The organism is Arthrobacter sp. TJ-238, assembly GCF_058269215.1.
The window spans coordinates 265,502-278,228 of record NZ_JBZCNH010000003.1; the positions used below are offsets into that span (position 1 = coordinate 265,502).

12 protein-coding genes are annotated in these 12,727 nt (G+C 67.3%); 9 read left to right on the forward strand and 3 right to left on the reverse strand.

Annotated features, from left to right (window positions below; translation table 11 throughout):
• On the reverse strand, window positions 1-1,188 hold the full coding sequence (locus tag AC4D2O_RS07375; RefSeq protein ID WP_490906153.1) for a GNAT family N-acetyltransferase: 1,188 nt from the start codon (window positions 1,186-1,188) through the stop codon (window positions 1-3).
• Between the two features lie 259 nt (window positions 1,189-1,447).
• Here AC4D2O_RS07375 and AC4D2O_RS07380 point away from each other — a divergent pair, with 259 nt between their 5' ends.
• From AC4D2O_RS07380 to AC4D2O_RS07395, 4 genes are all read left to right on the forward strand, one after another.
• Window positions 1,448-3,457: a M3 family metallopeptidase gene (locus AC4D2O_RS07380; RefSeq protein WP_490906154.1), complete on the forward strand. Its 2,010-nt coding sequence runs from the start codon at window positions 1,448-1,450 to the stop codon at window positions 3,455-3,457.
• A 22-nt stretch (window positions 3,458-3,479) separates the two neighbouring features.
• Complete coding sequence (locus AC4D2O_RS07385; RefSeq protein ID WP_490906155.1) at window positions 3,480-4,196, forward strand: GNAT family N-acetyltransferase; 717 nt, start codon at window positions 3,480-3,482, stop codon at window positions 4,194-4,196.
• A gap of 30 nt (window positions 4,197-4,226) precedes the next feature.
• Window positions 4,227-4,727 (forward strand): DinB family protein, encoded by a 501-nt coding sequence (locus tag AC4D2O_RS07390; protein ID WP_490906156.1) that lies wholly within the window; start codon window positions 4,227-4,229, stop codon window positions 4,725-4,727.
• Window positions 4,728-4,828: 101 nt separating this feature from the next.
• Entirely contained in the window at window positions 4,829-5,638 is an 810-nt protein-coding gene (locus tag AC4D2O_RS07395) for a MerR family transcriptional regulator (protein WP_490906496.1), read from the forward strand.
• A gap of 110 nt (window positions 5,639-5,748) precedes the next feature.
• Here AC4D2O_RS07395 and pdxS read toward each other — a convergent pair whose 3' ends face one another.
• The gene (gene pdxS, locus AC4D2O_RS07400; RefSeq protein WP_334209659.1) at window positions 5,749-6,663 is read right to left on the reverse strand and encodes a pyridoxal 5'-phosphate synthase lyase subunit PdxS; all 915 of its coding nucleotides are present in this window, start codon (window positions 6,661-6,663) and stop codon (window positions 5,749-5,751) included.
• Between the two features lie 229 nt (window positions 6,664-6,892).
• Here pdxS and AC4D2O_RS07405 point away from each other — a divergent pair, with 229 nt between their 5' ends.
• On the forward strand, window positions 6,893-7,330 hold the full coding sequence (locus AC4D2O_RS07405; RefSeq protein ID WP_490906157.1) for a hypothetical protein: 438 nt from the start codon (window positions 6,893-6,895) through the stop codon (window positions 7,328-7,330).
• Window positions 7,331-8,289: 959 nt separating this feature from the next.
• Here the strand turns inward: AC4D2O_RS07405 and AC4D2O_RS07410 are convergent.
• The gene (locus AC4D2O_RS07410) at window positions 8,290-9,225 is read right to left on the reverse strand and encodes a LysR family transcriptional regulator (RefSeq protein ID WP_490906158.1); all 936 of its coding nucleotides are present in this window, start codon (window positions 9,223-9,225) and stop codon (window positions 8,290-8,292) included.
• Between the two features lie 210 nt (window positions 9,226-9,435).
• Here AC4D2O_RS07410 and AC4D2O_RS07415 point away from each other — a divergent pair, with 210 nt between their 5' ends.
• The 4 genes from AC4D2O_RS07415 to AC4D2O_RS07430 all read left to right on the forward strand — a co-directional run bounded on the left by AC4D2O_RS07415 (window position 9,436) and on the right by AC4D2O_RS07430 (window position 12,647).
• Complete coding sequence (locus AC4D2O_RS07415) at window positions 9,436-10,182, forward strand: LysE family translocator (RefSeq protein ID WP_490906159.1); 747 nt, start codon at window positions 9,436-9,438, stop codon at window positions 10,180-10,182.
• Window positions 10,183-10,235: 53 nt separating this feature from the next.
• Window positions 10,236-10,448, forward strand: a complete 213-nt coding sequence (locus tag AC4D2O_RS07420) for a hypothetical protein (RefSeq protein WP_490906160.1) — start codon at window positions 10,236-10,238, stop codon at window positions 10,446-10,448.
• A gap of 272 nt (window positions 10,449-10,720) precedes the next feature.
• Entirely contained in the window at window positions 10,721-11,512 is a 792-nt protein-coding gene (locus tag AC4D2O_RS07425; RefSeq protein ID WP_490906161.1) for a ZIP family metal transporter, read from the forward strand.
• A 181-nt stretch (window positions 11,513-11,693) separates the two neighbouring features.
• Entirely contained in the window at window positions 11,694-12,647 is a 954-nt protein-coding gene (locus AC4D2O_RS07430; protein WP_490906162.1) for a manganese catalase family protein, read from the forward strand.
• The last annotated feature ends 80 nt before the right edge of the window (window positions 12,648-12,727 follow it).

Below are 12,727 nucleotides of genomic sequence, written 5' to 3' on the forward strand. Positions count from 1 at the left end.
TCAGGCACCGGATGCTGCCCATTCGCGGGCGAGCAGCGCGTACTGCACGGTGTCGGCCCACGTTGCGCCGTGCGGCGTGCCCTCGACGAACAGGCCCTCGCGCCGCAGTCCCAGTTTCTCGATCGCCCTCACCGAACTCCGGTTGTCCACATCCGCGCGGGCGACGATCCGGTGCCAGGCGAGCTCGGAGAATGCGATGTCGAGCAGTGCCTGCCCGGCCTCGAGCGAATACCCGAGGCCGGAGGTCTCCGGATGCAGGAACATGCCGAGTTCGCCCTGCAGGCCCTCGGCCGCACGCACGAGGACGGCGTCGCCGACCACGCGCCCGGACGCGGACTCGACGACGGCGTAGAACCGGCGGTCCCCCGGGCGTTCGAGCGACCAGCCGGCGGCCCGTCCGGCCAGCCATCCCGCGTACCGGCCCGGCTCCATCGGACCGTGCCCGAGGTACCGCGAGGCGTGGGCGTCCGACCGGTAGGCCAGAACCGCCTCCTCGTCCCCGGGAAGGAGGCGGCGCAGGAGGAGACGGGCGGTCCGCTTCCCGCCATGCAGCGGATCTTCGTCGTCGCCGCCGAGCGACGCGTCGGGCATTTCGTCGCGGTCGTCCTCCGCACCGGCGGCCGGTTCCCGCAGCGATCCGCCGTCGTGCGCGAGCCGGTAGCGGCCATCGGCCAGCGCGTCCTGCACCGCACGGAGGGTCTCGCCCTCCTCATGCCCCGTCGAATCGACGGCGTGGCCGTCCAGCATGCCGAGGTCCGCGAACTGGTCCCACAGGGCGAGGATCGGGCCCTCGTCGACGAGCGCGCCGGGGCCGACACGCTGCCGGGCCCGCGCGAGCGCCGTCGGACGGTCGGGGCGCAGCACGACGTACTGGAGTTCCATGCCGGGGTTGCGCTGGAGCGCACGGCGGTAGTGCCCGAGCATCCACGGCCCCACGATGCCGTCCACCACCACGGTGTACCCACCGTGCGCGTAGGTGAAGGCGGCCTCGGCGATGACACCGACGACGACCTGGTTCTGTGCGTCGGACTCGGGGAGGTAGGGCGGGATACCGCCGGAGACGATCGCGTGCCAGAAGTCGTCGGTGTGAAGGTGGACGGCTCGCGGGTAGGTGCTCGCCAGCGCCCGCGCGATCGTCGACTTGCCCGACCCCGGTGGCCCGGTCAGGACGATCACGCTGCCGCTCATGCCTCCGAATGTAGCGGACGACGGAGGCCCCCGCCGGAACGAGCGACGGCCACGAGGTATGCGTCGTACACGGGTTCGCCGTCGGACCCGACGACGAGCGGGTGCACGCCGTTGATGTAGTCGACGAATCAGCCGTCCGTCTGGGAGTAGCTGTCGGTGCCGTGCACCCCTGCCGTCATGATGAAGGCAGGGGCACACGGCCGCGCGCAGGGTCAAGGGTGGTGCGGTGAAGGGCAACAACGTGCAAAAGTTAGTTCCCATGAGCAACCCTTTCCTCGCACCGAGCACCCTCGACTACCAGCTGCCACCGTTCGCTGGGATCGAGGACGAGCACTACCTGCCTGCCTTCGACGCCGGGTTCGCAGAACACCTCGCCGAGATCGACGCCATCACGGGCTCCGCGGAGGCACCGACGTTCGAGAACACACTCATCGCTCTCGAGCGCGCGGGAAGCACACTCGACCGCGTGGCCCGCGTGTTCTTCAGCAACTCGGTCAGCCACGCGACCCCTGCCATCCAGGAGCTCGAGCAGCAGGTCGCTCCGCGCCTCGCCGAGCACGAGGACAACATCAAGCTGAACAGGGCCCTGTTCGAGCGCATCCGGCAGGTGCCGCTGGACGGGCTCGACGACGAGTCGGCGCGCCTCGTCGAGGAGCACCTCCGGAGCTTCGTCCGGGCGGGCGCCGAGCTCGACGACGATGCCCAGGCCACGCTCCGCCGGCTCAACTCGGAGCTGTCCGCTCTCAGCACCGAGTTCTCCCAGAAGCTCATGAAGGACACCAACGACTCCGCGTTGCTGCTCGACACCGCCGAGGAGCTCGACGGGCTGTCCGCCGACGCCGTCTCCGCCGCGGCGACCGCGGCCGCGGACGCCGGTCACGACGGCAAGTACCTCCTGACGCTCATCCTCCCCACGGCACAGCCCGCCCTGGAATCACTCACGAACCGCGACGTCCGCCGCCGCCTGCACGAGGCATCGGTTCACCGCGGCGCACGCGGCAACGACGCGGACACGCTCGCGATCGCCACCCGCATGGCGACCCTGCGCGCCGAGCGCGCCGCCCTCCTGGGATTCGACACGCACGCCGCTGCCGCCACCGACAGCCAGACCGCGCCCTCCCTCGAGGCGATCATGGACCGGATGCGTGAGCTCGCCGCACCGGCCGTCCGCAACGCCCGCGCCGAAGCCGCGGAGCTGGAGGCCGAGGCCGGCCACCCTATCGAGCCCTGGGACTGGGCCTACTACGCCTCGAAGGTCCGGAAGGCGAAGTTCGACGTCGATCTGGACGCCCTCCGCCCCTACTTCGAACTCGAGCGCGTCCTGCAGGACGGCGCGTTCTACGCCGCGAACCGGCTGTACGGCCTGACGTTCACGGAACGCCCCGACCTCGTGGGCTACCACCCCGACGTCCGCGTGTGGGAGGTCTTCAACGAGGACGGCTCAGGCCTGGGTCTGTTCCTCGGCGACTTCTACACCCGCGACACCAAGAGCGGCGGCGCCTGGATGAACTCCTTCGTGGACCAGTCGTCGCTCGAGGGGACCCGCGCCGTCGTCGTCAACAACCTGAACATCTCGAGGCCGGGTGCGGGCGAGCCCACCCTCCTGTCCTACGACCAGGTGGTCACCACGTTCCACGAGTTCGGCCACGCCCTGCACGGACTGTTCTCCGACGTGACCTACCCGCTCTTCGCGGGCACGTCCGTGCCGCGCGACTTCGTCGAATACCCCTCCCAGGTCAACGAGATGTGGATCCTGTGGCCGGAGATCGTGGCGAACTACGCGCGCCACCACGAGACCGGGGAGCCGCTCCCCCAGGACGTCATCGATCGTATCCACGCCGCCGGCGCCTGGGGCGAGGGCTTCGAGACCACCGCGTACCTCGGAGCCACGCTGCTGGACCTCGCCTGGCACTCGATCCCCGCGGGGACCGTCATCGAGGACCCCCTGGCCTTCGAGGCCACCGCGCTCGCCGACGCCGGCGTCGACTTCGCGCCCGTGCCGCCCCGCTACCGAACCTCCTACTTCAAGCACATCTTCGCGGGCGGCTACGCGGCGTCGTACTACGCCTACATCTGGAGCGAGATGCTCGACGCCGACACCGTGGAGTGGTTCAAGTCCTCGGGGGGCCTCACCCGTGGGAACGGCGACCACTTCCGCCGTGAACTGCTCTCGCGTGGCAACAGCATCGACCCGCTGGAGGCCTTCCGCCGGTTCCGCGGGCGCGACGCGGACCTGCACCCGCTGCTCGTCCGCCGCGGCCTGGCGTGAGCACGGGCCCGGGCTGCACCGGATGGTGACGATCGCGCAGTCCCAGCGGCTCCAGGCCGCGTGGTACGCGGCGCTCGCCGCGGCCACGGGCGGCAAGACCTTCTCCACGCACGGCTGCACCTGGGTCTGGCTGCCGGCCCGGCGGGAACTCCTGATGATGTTCCCCGACGCCGTCAGCGCCTCCGCCGTGCGCCCTGCCCTCGCCGAGGGCATGAGGCTCGGCGCCGCGTCGGCCCGGGTGTGGCTCAACAGCGCGGTGGACGCCACCGACCTCCGGCCCCTCGGGTTCGCCCCGAGCTGGCAGCCGTGGTGGATGGCGGCGCCGGTCTCCGCCGTCGTCCGGTCCGGGGACGGCGACGCCGTGCTCACCACCGAGGTGCCCGACTACTCGGGACCGCTCGCGCAGGAACTGCAGGTGGTCCGGTCGGAGCCGCGGCAGGCCTGGCACGCCGTGACCCGGGACGCCGTGAGCGGCAACATCTCGGGCGCCGCGTACTCCTTCCACCCCTCCGGCGACCCGGGCCTGCACGGGCTCGGCGGGATCCACCACCTCGAGGTGCTTCCCGCCCACCAGCGCCGCGGACTCGCGACGGCCCTCCTGAGCGCCACCGCCCGGGCGGCCGGCCAGGCCGGCGCGGTGCACCTCGCCGTGAACGCCACGCCGGAGGGATACGAGTTCCTCTCCCGGCGCGGGTTCACCCTGCTCGGTCGCGGCCGGACTTACTCGCTGGGCCTCTGAGCGTCGCACCGGCGTCGCTACTGTGGGGGCATGATGATCGATCCACGCCCCTTCCCTCCCGCGGCCGCGGATGAAGCGGCCACGCTGACCGGGTTCCTGGACTACCTCCGGGGGACGGTCGTCCTCAAGGCCCGAGGACTGAGCGACGCCGACGGCGCCCGCCAGATGGTGCCCTCCCCCACGACGGTCTCGGGGATCGTCCGCCACCTCGCTCAGGTGGAACGAAGCTGGTTCCAGGACGACATCGACGGCGGCACCGATGGCCCGTGGGCCCGGTCCCGGCGAGACCGGGCCTGGGAGTTCGGCGTCACCGCGGAGGACAGCCTGGACGATCTCCTGTTCGACTACGCCGCCGCGTGTGCGGAGTCGAGGCAGGTGCTGTCGGGGCATGGCCTCGATGACCCGTGCCTCGGTTCGTCGACGGAGCACAACGTCCGCTGGGTGCTCGTCCACATGATCGAGGAGACCGCGCGTCACTGCGGCCACCTCGACATCATCCGCGAGCTGCTCGACGGCACGACAGGGCAATGACCCGTTCCGCCGTCGCTTGACCCTGCCCCCGGGGCCGGGTGGACGCTCGAGGTGTGGCAGGACCGCCACGACGACATCGCAGGGAGGTACCGGTGCCGCTGATGAGCAGTGGGGCGTTCAGTCGCCGCACGCGACTGAGCAGCAAAGCGCTGCGCCTCTACGCGCAGAGCGGCCTGCTCCCGCCCGCGCGGGTGGATCCGCGGAACGGCTATCGGTTCTACGGCGACCACCAGGAGGCCGACGCACGCCTGATCATCCTGCTGCGAGGGCTCGACATGCCGCTGGGCATGATCGCCGCCGTCCTGCAGGAGGACACCGGCCGACGCGCCGACCTGCTCGCCGAGTACTGGGCGGGCGTCGAAGCGACCAGGCTCGCTCAGAGGCACCTGGCGGCGTACGTGATGTCGCACCTCATGGACGGGAAGGAGACGTCGATGGACGTCAGGACGAGGCAATGCAGTGCCACCACCTATGTGACCGAGAGGAGGCGTCTGCGCCCGGAGGAGATCCCGGACTTCATCCGCTCGTCGTGCGACCGCCTCGCCGCGGTGGCCGAGGGGCTCGGCGGGTGGGCGGGGCCGCTGACCACCATCTATCGGAGCCCGGTCAACGACACCACGGACGGCGTCGTCGAGAACGCCGTGCCGGTGCGCGGCGATGTGCTGCCGGCGGACGTCACCGGTGCGACGAACGTGCTGGTCGAACCGGCCGGGGAACTCGCCTACGTCAGGCTCACGCAGGCCGAGGTGGTGTATCCGCAGATCCTCACGGCGTACGACGAGGTCTACGCCTGGCTGTCACGCGAAGGCTTCACTCCCTCGCTCCCACCGCGGGAGGTCTACTTCGCCGCGTTCGACGACGCACACCCGGAGGCCGAGGTCTGCGACGTCGCGGTCCCCTTCCGCAGGTGACCCGGGACCCCGTAGCCCGGAACGGCCCTGACGCGGAGAGGACCGCAGCCCGAGGCGGGCTGCGGTCCTCCGATCCGTTGAAGCGGTTGCTCCGGTACTACGCTCCGGTATTACCAGCCGCGCTCGGCGAGACGGTGGGGCTGCGGGATCTCGTCGACGTTGATGCCGACCATGGCCTCGCCGAGACCGCGGGACACCTTGGCGATCACGTCGGGGTCATCGTGGAAGGTGGTCGCCTGGACGATGGCGTTCGCGCGCTCCGCGGGGTTGCCGGACTTGAAGATGCCGGAGCCGACGAAGACGCCGTCCGCACCGAGCTGCATCATCATGGCGGCGTCCGCCGGGGTGGCGATACCGCCCGCGGTGAACAGGACCACGGGCAGGCGACCGGCGGAGGCCACCTCCTTCACGAGCTCGTAGGGTGCCTGGAGCTCCTTGGCGGCGACGTACAGCTCGTCCTCCGCCATCGAGGACAGGCGGTTGATCTCCGAGCGGATCTTGCGCATGTGCATCGTGGCGTTCGAGACGTCGCCGGTGCCCGCCTCACCCTTGGAGCGGATCATCGCCGCGCCCTCGTTGATGCGCCTCAGCGCCTCGCCGAGGTTGGTGGCACCGCAGACGAAGGGGACGGTGAACTTCCACTTGTCGATGTGGTTGGTGAAGTCGGCCGGTGTGAGGACCTCGGACTCGTCGATGTAGTCGACGCCGAGGGACTGCAGCACCTGTGCCTCGACGAAGTGGCCGATGCGCGCCTTCGCCATGACCGGGATGGAGACGGTCTCGATGATCTTGTCGATCATGTCGGGGTCGCTCATGCGGGACACGCCGCCCTGCGCGCGGATATCGGCGGGGACCCTTTCGAGCGCCATGACTGCTACCGCGCCGGCGTCCTCGGCGATGCGTGCCTGCTCGGCGGTGACGACATCCATGATGACGCCGCCCTTGAGCATCTCGGCCATGCCGCGCTTGACCCGGTTGCCGCCGGTCTGAGCTGTGGTTGCCGATCGGTCTTCAACGGTGGACACGATTTGCCCCTCAAGGTAGATAAAAGCTGACCCTCCATGATACGACGCAGGGCGGCCCTGCCCTGGTCGCCGGCCGTGGCTCGTCACCGGCCGTCACGCGCCGCGGCGCGGCGTCGTCGGTCCGTGGGAGCCGGAACGAGTGCGACGCTCCAGCAGACAGGCTCGCCCTGCTCAGAATTCAGGCGCTTAGGGAAGCGAGCAAAGAGTGTTGTCCAGCTTATTGTGAGGCATGCGTCTGACCCGTGATCGTGATCGACCTGCCAAGCAGCAAGTGGCCCTAGTCCTCCTGATCGGAGTCTTGTCAGCAGGGCTGTGGTACGGCTGGTTTGCCTGGGACACCGAGTATCAATACGACCGATCGACGGGCCGCATGGGCGGCCCATACGCCGTATGGCAGGGCGTCGGGGCGCTCCTTTGCAGCATCCCAGTGTTCTGGTTGGCGCAACGCCTCCTGCGTTTCGTTGTCGCCTTCCTGGTGATGCCGAGCTGCTTCACCTTCGCCTGGATCACCACAGCTGCCACGACTGACGTCACCGGGCTCTGGTTGGTCGGTGCAATTCTCGTTGGCTTCGGCTCCATTGTCGGTTCGGCTGTGATGCTTGGACTTACTGCTGCCGTTGACTCTGATCTCAGGACAGACAACCGCTCCGCCGCTACGCCCACCTGAAATTCCTCACCCCGCATCCTGCCAGCTACTTGAGCGGCAACGAGGTAGCAATTTCTACTCGTCGCACCCGCCGAGCGGTCGGCAACTCGGACCGAGGACTGCTCACGGTTGTCCCGCAGGACGATCCACCGTGCATGATGGCCAGCCCTACACAGGTCTTCCGCTTCGTCCAAACACTCAAGGGCCACACCGATCTGATGTAACACGCATGGAGGCGGCGGCTGTTTGTGCTGATGTAGTCGGATCAATTGCTACGACCATCTCCCGCCAGCAACCACCCGAAGCACACTCAGTTGCTAATTCTCCCGCGACGCTGGGAGCAGGCACAGGAGGGAAAGCAGAGTCGGACGGAACGTTGCCCTCATCAATCTGACCCCACACCAGACCACCGACCAAGACCGCCAAGAGCACCATAAGCATTTCAGGTCCGATCAGCCAGGCGCGGACTATACGCCTGAACCTCGACCGGCCCGCAGGCTGCCCTACGGATGAATCCCCGTTCTGAAATAGCCCTTCCGAGTTTCGGGACAGTCCCTCCGGACCCGTCGTCATCCAGTTGGCCGGCCCTTTGAGTCACCAGGGAAGCTGTGAATCACTTCACCTGTTTGGGTGTCGATGATGACAACCGAGCGCGAGGGCTATCCCGGGTGCGAGGCGACCGCGGACCCAACCTCACTCGAGGGCACCGATACCGCTTGACCGTTCGCGTTTCTCGCATTCCACCAGCCCTCGTATCCGCCAACCTGGGCCTCGTCCGCAGTCGCTGACTGGCTGAGCTCTGGTGGGGGTCTTGCCGGTCCGGCGCCTCGCTGGTGCACGATGTCATACCAGGACCCGCGACAACAGCGGCAGCAGCCGTCGTCGCCGACCACGTCGCACTTCTGCTGTTCCCCGAAGGACATCCAAACACGAAGTACTCGGCATGTCGTGATGCCGCTTGATGCCCGTCTGAGCAGCCTTCAGCGCTCCTTTGTCGACGGATGGCTGGGGGCTTGTGGTGATGGTGACGTGGCGGCTTCCCGGAGTGCGGTGAGTGCGGTGTGGATGAGGCGTGCCCGGACGGGGTGCGTGCGCGTGAAAGCGACGATACGACGGCTGACGCTGGGGCCGGTGAGGGGCCGGGTGGTGAGGTTCTCGGGTAGCCCTGTCAGCGCGATCGTGGGAAGAACGGTGATACCGAGGCCGGCTGCGGTGAGGCTCAGCGCGGCGTGGTGATCATCGAGGCGAGCGATATAGCGTGACGTGAATCCCGCGGTCGTGCAGGCCCGGGCGATGATGCGCCCGGTGGGCCCGTCGTGGATGTCATGGTCGATCCACGCTTCGTCACGGAGGTGGACCAGGTCCACCGTGTCGTGCGCGCACAAGGGGTGGTCCTTGGGGAGGACCAGGTGTAGTTCTTCCTCGGCCAGGACGTGCCGTTGGTAGCCCTCAAGGGTGATCGGGTCCGCGTCGAGGGCTTCGTTGCGGATGTCGATGTCGGGTTGGTGTCGTCCTCCGCCTGGGTGGAGTTCGTTGATGCTGATCTCCACCACGGTGGTCGGGGAACTGGTTCGTAGGACACTGACGACGTGTGGCATCCAGGCTTGGGCGACGGAGGCGAAACACGCGAACGTGATGCGCTCGGCCCTTCCTGCCCGGAGGTCCGCCACAGTCCGTTCGAGGCGTTCCAGATCCGAGAGGGCCCGGCTGCTTTCTTCTGCCAGGTGAAGAGCGGCCGGTGTGGCCTCGATGCCCCGCCCGCTTTTCTCGAAGAGCACCAGCCCGGTCTGCTTGGCCAAGACCTGGAGATGCTGACTCACCGTGGCAGGGGTGAGATGCAATCCCTTGGCGGCACCGTGGACTGATCCGGCAGCGATCACGGCCCGCAGGACGATGAGCTTATGAGGGTCCAGCACAAATTAATTCTAAGGTAACGCCTGACGATCCTTGCCAAATACTTGCTGGTGCCGCACGGTGCCTGGCTGTCATGGTGGAAGTGGAAACAGAGGGGCTGCCTCGCACGAGCATCCCTCGTCTGCCGCACTACTCACCCTGATCGAGAATCCAGCGCGTTGTCACCTTTCTGCCGACGTGCCTGCTCGATGCTGTTCGAGAAAGGCCATCCCGTGGACGTATCGAATTACCTCATGCTGCTAGGAGTCGCGGTCATTCTCGCGATCACCCCGGGGCCGGATACCTTACTGACCGTGCAGTACGCGCTGCGCAGGCCAAGCGCAGGGCTCTTCGTGGCCCTCGGCGCAGGAGCAGGGATCTTCGTGTGGGCGGTCCTGGTCGCCGCCGGCGTCGCGGCCTTCTTCCAAGACGCGCCCGCGGCCTTCCATGCTCTTCGCGCCCTGGGAGGTGCGTACCTCTTCTACCTCGGCTACCGCACCCTCACCATCCACGCCCGCGACCGCGGAGCACACACCACGACGCCAGTGACAGTAGCTGCAGTTGGTGCAGCGCAGGACCCTTACACGGGCACTGTCACCACGGATGACTCGGCTACTACCCGCACCTACACCCCTGCCGATGACCTGCGCCCACAAGGCACTACCCCGACGAGATGGTCGGCGTTCAGCGCCGGGGTGCTGTGTTGCCTCACGAACCCGAAAACGGGACTGTTCTTCCTCGCCCTCATACCCCAGTTCACCCCCGCCGACGCACCACCTCTCTACGTTGTAACCGTTGTCGGTGGCACCGTCGCAGCAGTAATCGGCGGCTACCTCGCCATCGTCGCCCTCGGCGCGCACACCGCCGGAACATGGCTCAACCGACCCACAGTCACCCGGTGGATCCATCGAGTATCGGGCGTCGTCTTCATCGTGCTCGGGCTCATGACCACCACCCCCGTCATCACCGCCCTGCTCTGACCGATGACAGTCACGCCGTCACACGCGGGCACCAGCCTCGAACAGGTCCGTCGATGATGTCCCTGCTGCTCATCCTCGGAAGCGTGATCACCGTCTTCGTGAGCATCGGTCGGGCCACCACTCCCTCCCAGGAACGAGTAGCACTGAACCAATGGGCCCCGCTCGATCTGTACTGGAACTTCAGGCACGGACTCTTCGTCTGCTCCAACCACTCCACACTCGACCGACTCATGAACAACCACCCCGAACAAACCGACGATCACTAGGGGCACCTCGCACCAGGTGAGAATCGACAAACCTGCCGACCACGCGAGGGACGATGAAAAAGGGCGCGTGGGTACCACAGGTGTCGATGTCGCGAGCCCCGCCGGTCGTGTACATGCCGGCCTCCGTCACGGCGCCGAGACCGACGCAGGAGACGTCGAGGCTCCGAAGGTGTGGGGACACTCACCTCGAGGAAGGGCATGGGCCGGTGGCCGAGGATCGTGAAGAAGGAGTTTCTCGCCGTCGTCATTGGTCTGGTTCTTATACTGGCCGCATGATGATGTCGCTGCTGTTCGGTGTGGTGGCCTCCAGCGCGCTGATCATCGGCGCGCTGATCGGTGTGCGGTTCGACCTGCCCAAACGGGTGCTGGCGATCCTGCTGTCTTTCGCCGCAGGATCCCTGATCACGGCGCTGGCCTTCGAGTTGTTCGAGGACGCTTTCGAACAGGGAGGCATCTGGCGGGCAGCACTAGGGCTACTCGCAGGCGCCCTCGTCTTCACCGTCCTGAGCGCCCTCCTTGACCGGTGGGCTCAAGCCAGCGAGGATCCCACGCCAGCCGACGAACACGAAGGCAGCGCGAAACTGGACACCGACGCTGCCGTCTCGGAACGCTCAGCCTCGCAAGCCTCCGTGAGCGGCGCGGCAGGCCTGGCCCTGCTCGCCGCCGTCACCCTCGACGGAGTCCCGGAGAATGTCGCCCTGGGTGTGGCGCTGGGTGGAGGAACCGGCGGCCTGGCCCTACTGGCCGCGATCTTCGTCTCCAATCTCCCCGAAGCCCTGGTAGGAGCATCATCGATGCGCTCCCAAGGCTCATCGACGGGGAAGATTCTCGGGCTATGGGGAGCATGCGCCGTCCTGCTGGTCGCCGCTGTTCTCATCGGCGCGGGCCCCCTCTCCGGAGCGGACCCGGAAGCGATCTCAGTGCCCCTGGCTTTCGCCGCTGGTGCTGTCATCGCGTCTCTGGCCGACACCCTCATGCCCGAAGCCTACGAACACGGCGGACCTGCAGTAGCCATGAGCACCGCCGCCGGCTTCGTCCTGTCCTTCACCCTGTCCCTTATGTGAGCGTCCAAGCAGGTGCTCCTGCGCGTTGCTTGGCCCCTGATACCCCTGCGCACTAGTGCACACTCCGGACATTCGTTCGCGCTTGCTCGCAGCTGGTCACTGCCCACTTGTGATCTCGGGCCCGGCAGTGAAAGGTGAAGGTAAGGCGGCTTTCCTTTTCCGCCTGTCATCAGGAGGTTCCATGTTCTTCCACGTTCAGCAGCTCATCAACGAGATCATCCCGGACGAGCCGGATCCCGCGGCCGCCAACGCCCTGCAGGAGGGCCTCGGCGGACAGTTCGGCGAGATGCGCACCATGATGCAGTACCTGTTCCAAAGCATGAACTTCCGGGGCGCCGCCGCCAAGCCCTACCGCGACCTGATCCAGGGCATCGGCACGGAGGAGATCAGCCACGTAGAACTGATCGGTACCACCATCTCCCGGCTCCTCGACGGCTCGCCCCGCTACCAGGGCAAGCTCGACGACCCGCTGGATACCCCCGGCGCAGGCGGCTCGATCCCGCTGAACCTCGCCCTGTCCCAGGGCAACATCCACCACTACCTCGTGGGCGCGCAGGGTGCCATGCCCGTCGACTCGGCCGGCAACCCCTGGAGCGGCAGCTACGTCTACAACTCCGGCAACCTCCCCCTGGACCTCCTGTACAACCTGATGCTCGAGGCGACCGGCCGACTGCAGAAGTGCCGCATGTACGAGATGACGGACAACAAAACCGCCCGCTCCACGATCTCCTACCTGATCGTCCGCGACCAGGCACACGAGAACGGGTACGCGAAGGCCCTCGAGACCCTCGGGGTGAACTGGAAGTCGCTGCTGCCGATCCCGAAGACCAACGCCGAGCAGTTCCCCGAGGTCAAGAAGCTCCTCGACCTCGGGCTGCAGAGCAAGCAGTACACCTTCGACCTCAAGGGACAGTCGGAGGCCGGGAAGATCTACCAGGGGCTGTCGCCATCAAATGACGGGACGAATCTGGATGCCAGCGAACAGGCCCCTGCGGGTGTGCCGTCGGAGATCGCCCCCGAGCGGCTGGAGGAGTTCGCCCCCGGCCTGGATCCCGAACTGCTCCAGCTGATCCAGGCCACGGCCGACATGGAGATGGCCGACATCGACGCAACGTTCGGCCCGATGTCCAAGTAACTGCGCCACCACGAACGGAGGGGATGCCCGCAACCGGCGGACATCCCCTCGGGATGTACGTCGTGATGCAGGCGAACACG

Excerpts from the sequence above, each read along its gene's own strand:
- AC4D2O_RS07375 (WP_490906153.1), bottom strand. The coding sequence starts at position 1,188 with ATGAGCGGCAGCGTGATCGTCCTGACCGGGCCACCGGGGTCGGGCAAG.
- AC4D2O_RS07380 (WP_490906154.1), top strand. The coding sequence starts at position 1,448 with ATGAGCAACCCTTTCCTCGCACCGAGCACCCTCGACTACCAGCTGCCA.
- AC4D2O_RS07385 (WP_490906155.1), top strand. The coding sequence starts at position 3,480 with ATGGTGACGATCGCGCAGTCCCAGCGGCTCCAGGCCGCGTGGTACGCG.
- AC4D2O_RS07390 (WP_490906156.1), top strand. The coding sequence starts at position 4,227 with ATGATGATCGATCCACGCCCCTTCCCTCCCGCGGCCGCGGATGAAGCG.
- AC4D2O_RS07395 (WP_490906496.1), top strand. The coding sequence starts at position 4,829 with ATGAGCAGTGGGGCGTTCAGTCGCCGCACGCGACTGAGCAGCAAAGCG.
- AC4D2O_RS07405 (WP_490906157.1), top strand. The coding sequence starts at position 6,893 with ATGCGTCTGACCCGTGATCGTGATCGACCTGCCAAGCAGCAAGTGGCC.
- AC4D2O_RS07420 (WP_490906160.1), top strand. The coding sequence starts at position 10,236 with ATGATGTCCCTGCTGCTCATCCTCGGAAGCGTGATCACCGTCTTCGTG.
- AC4D2O_RS07425 (WP_490906161.1), top strand. The coding sequence starts at position 10,721 with ATGATGATGTCGCTGCTGTTCGGTGTGGTGGCCTCCAGCGCGCTGATC.
- AC4D2O_RS07430 (WP_490906162.1), top strand. The coding sequence starts at position 11,694 with ATGTTCTTCCACGTTCAGCAGCTCATCAACGAGATCATCCCGGACGAG.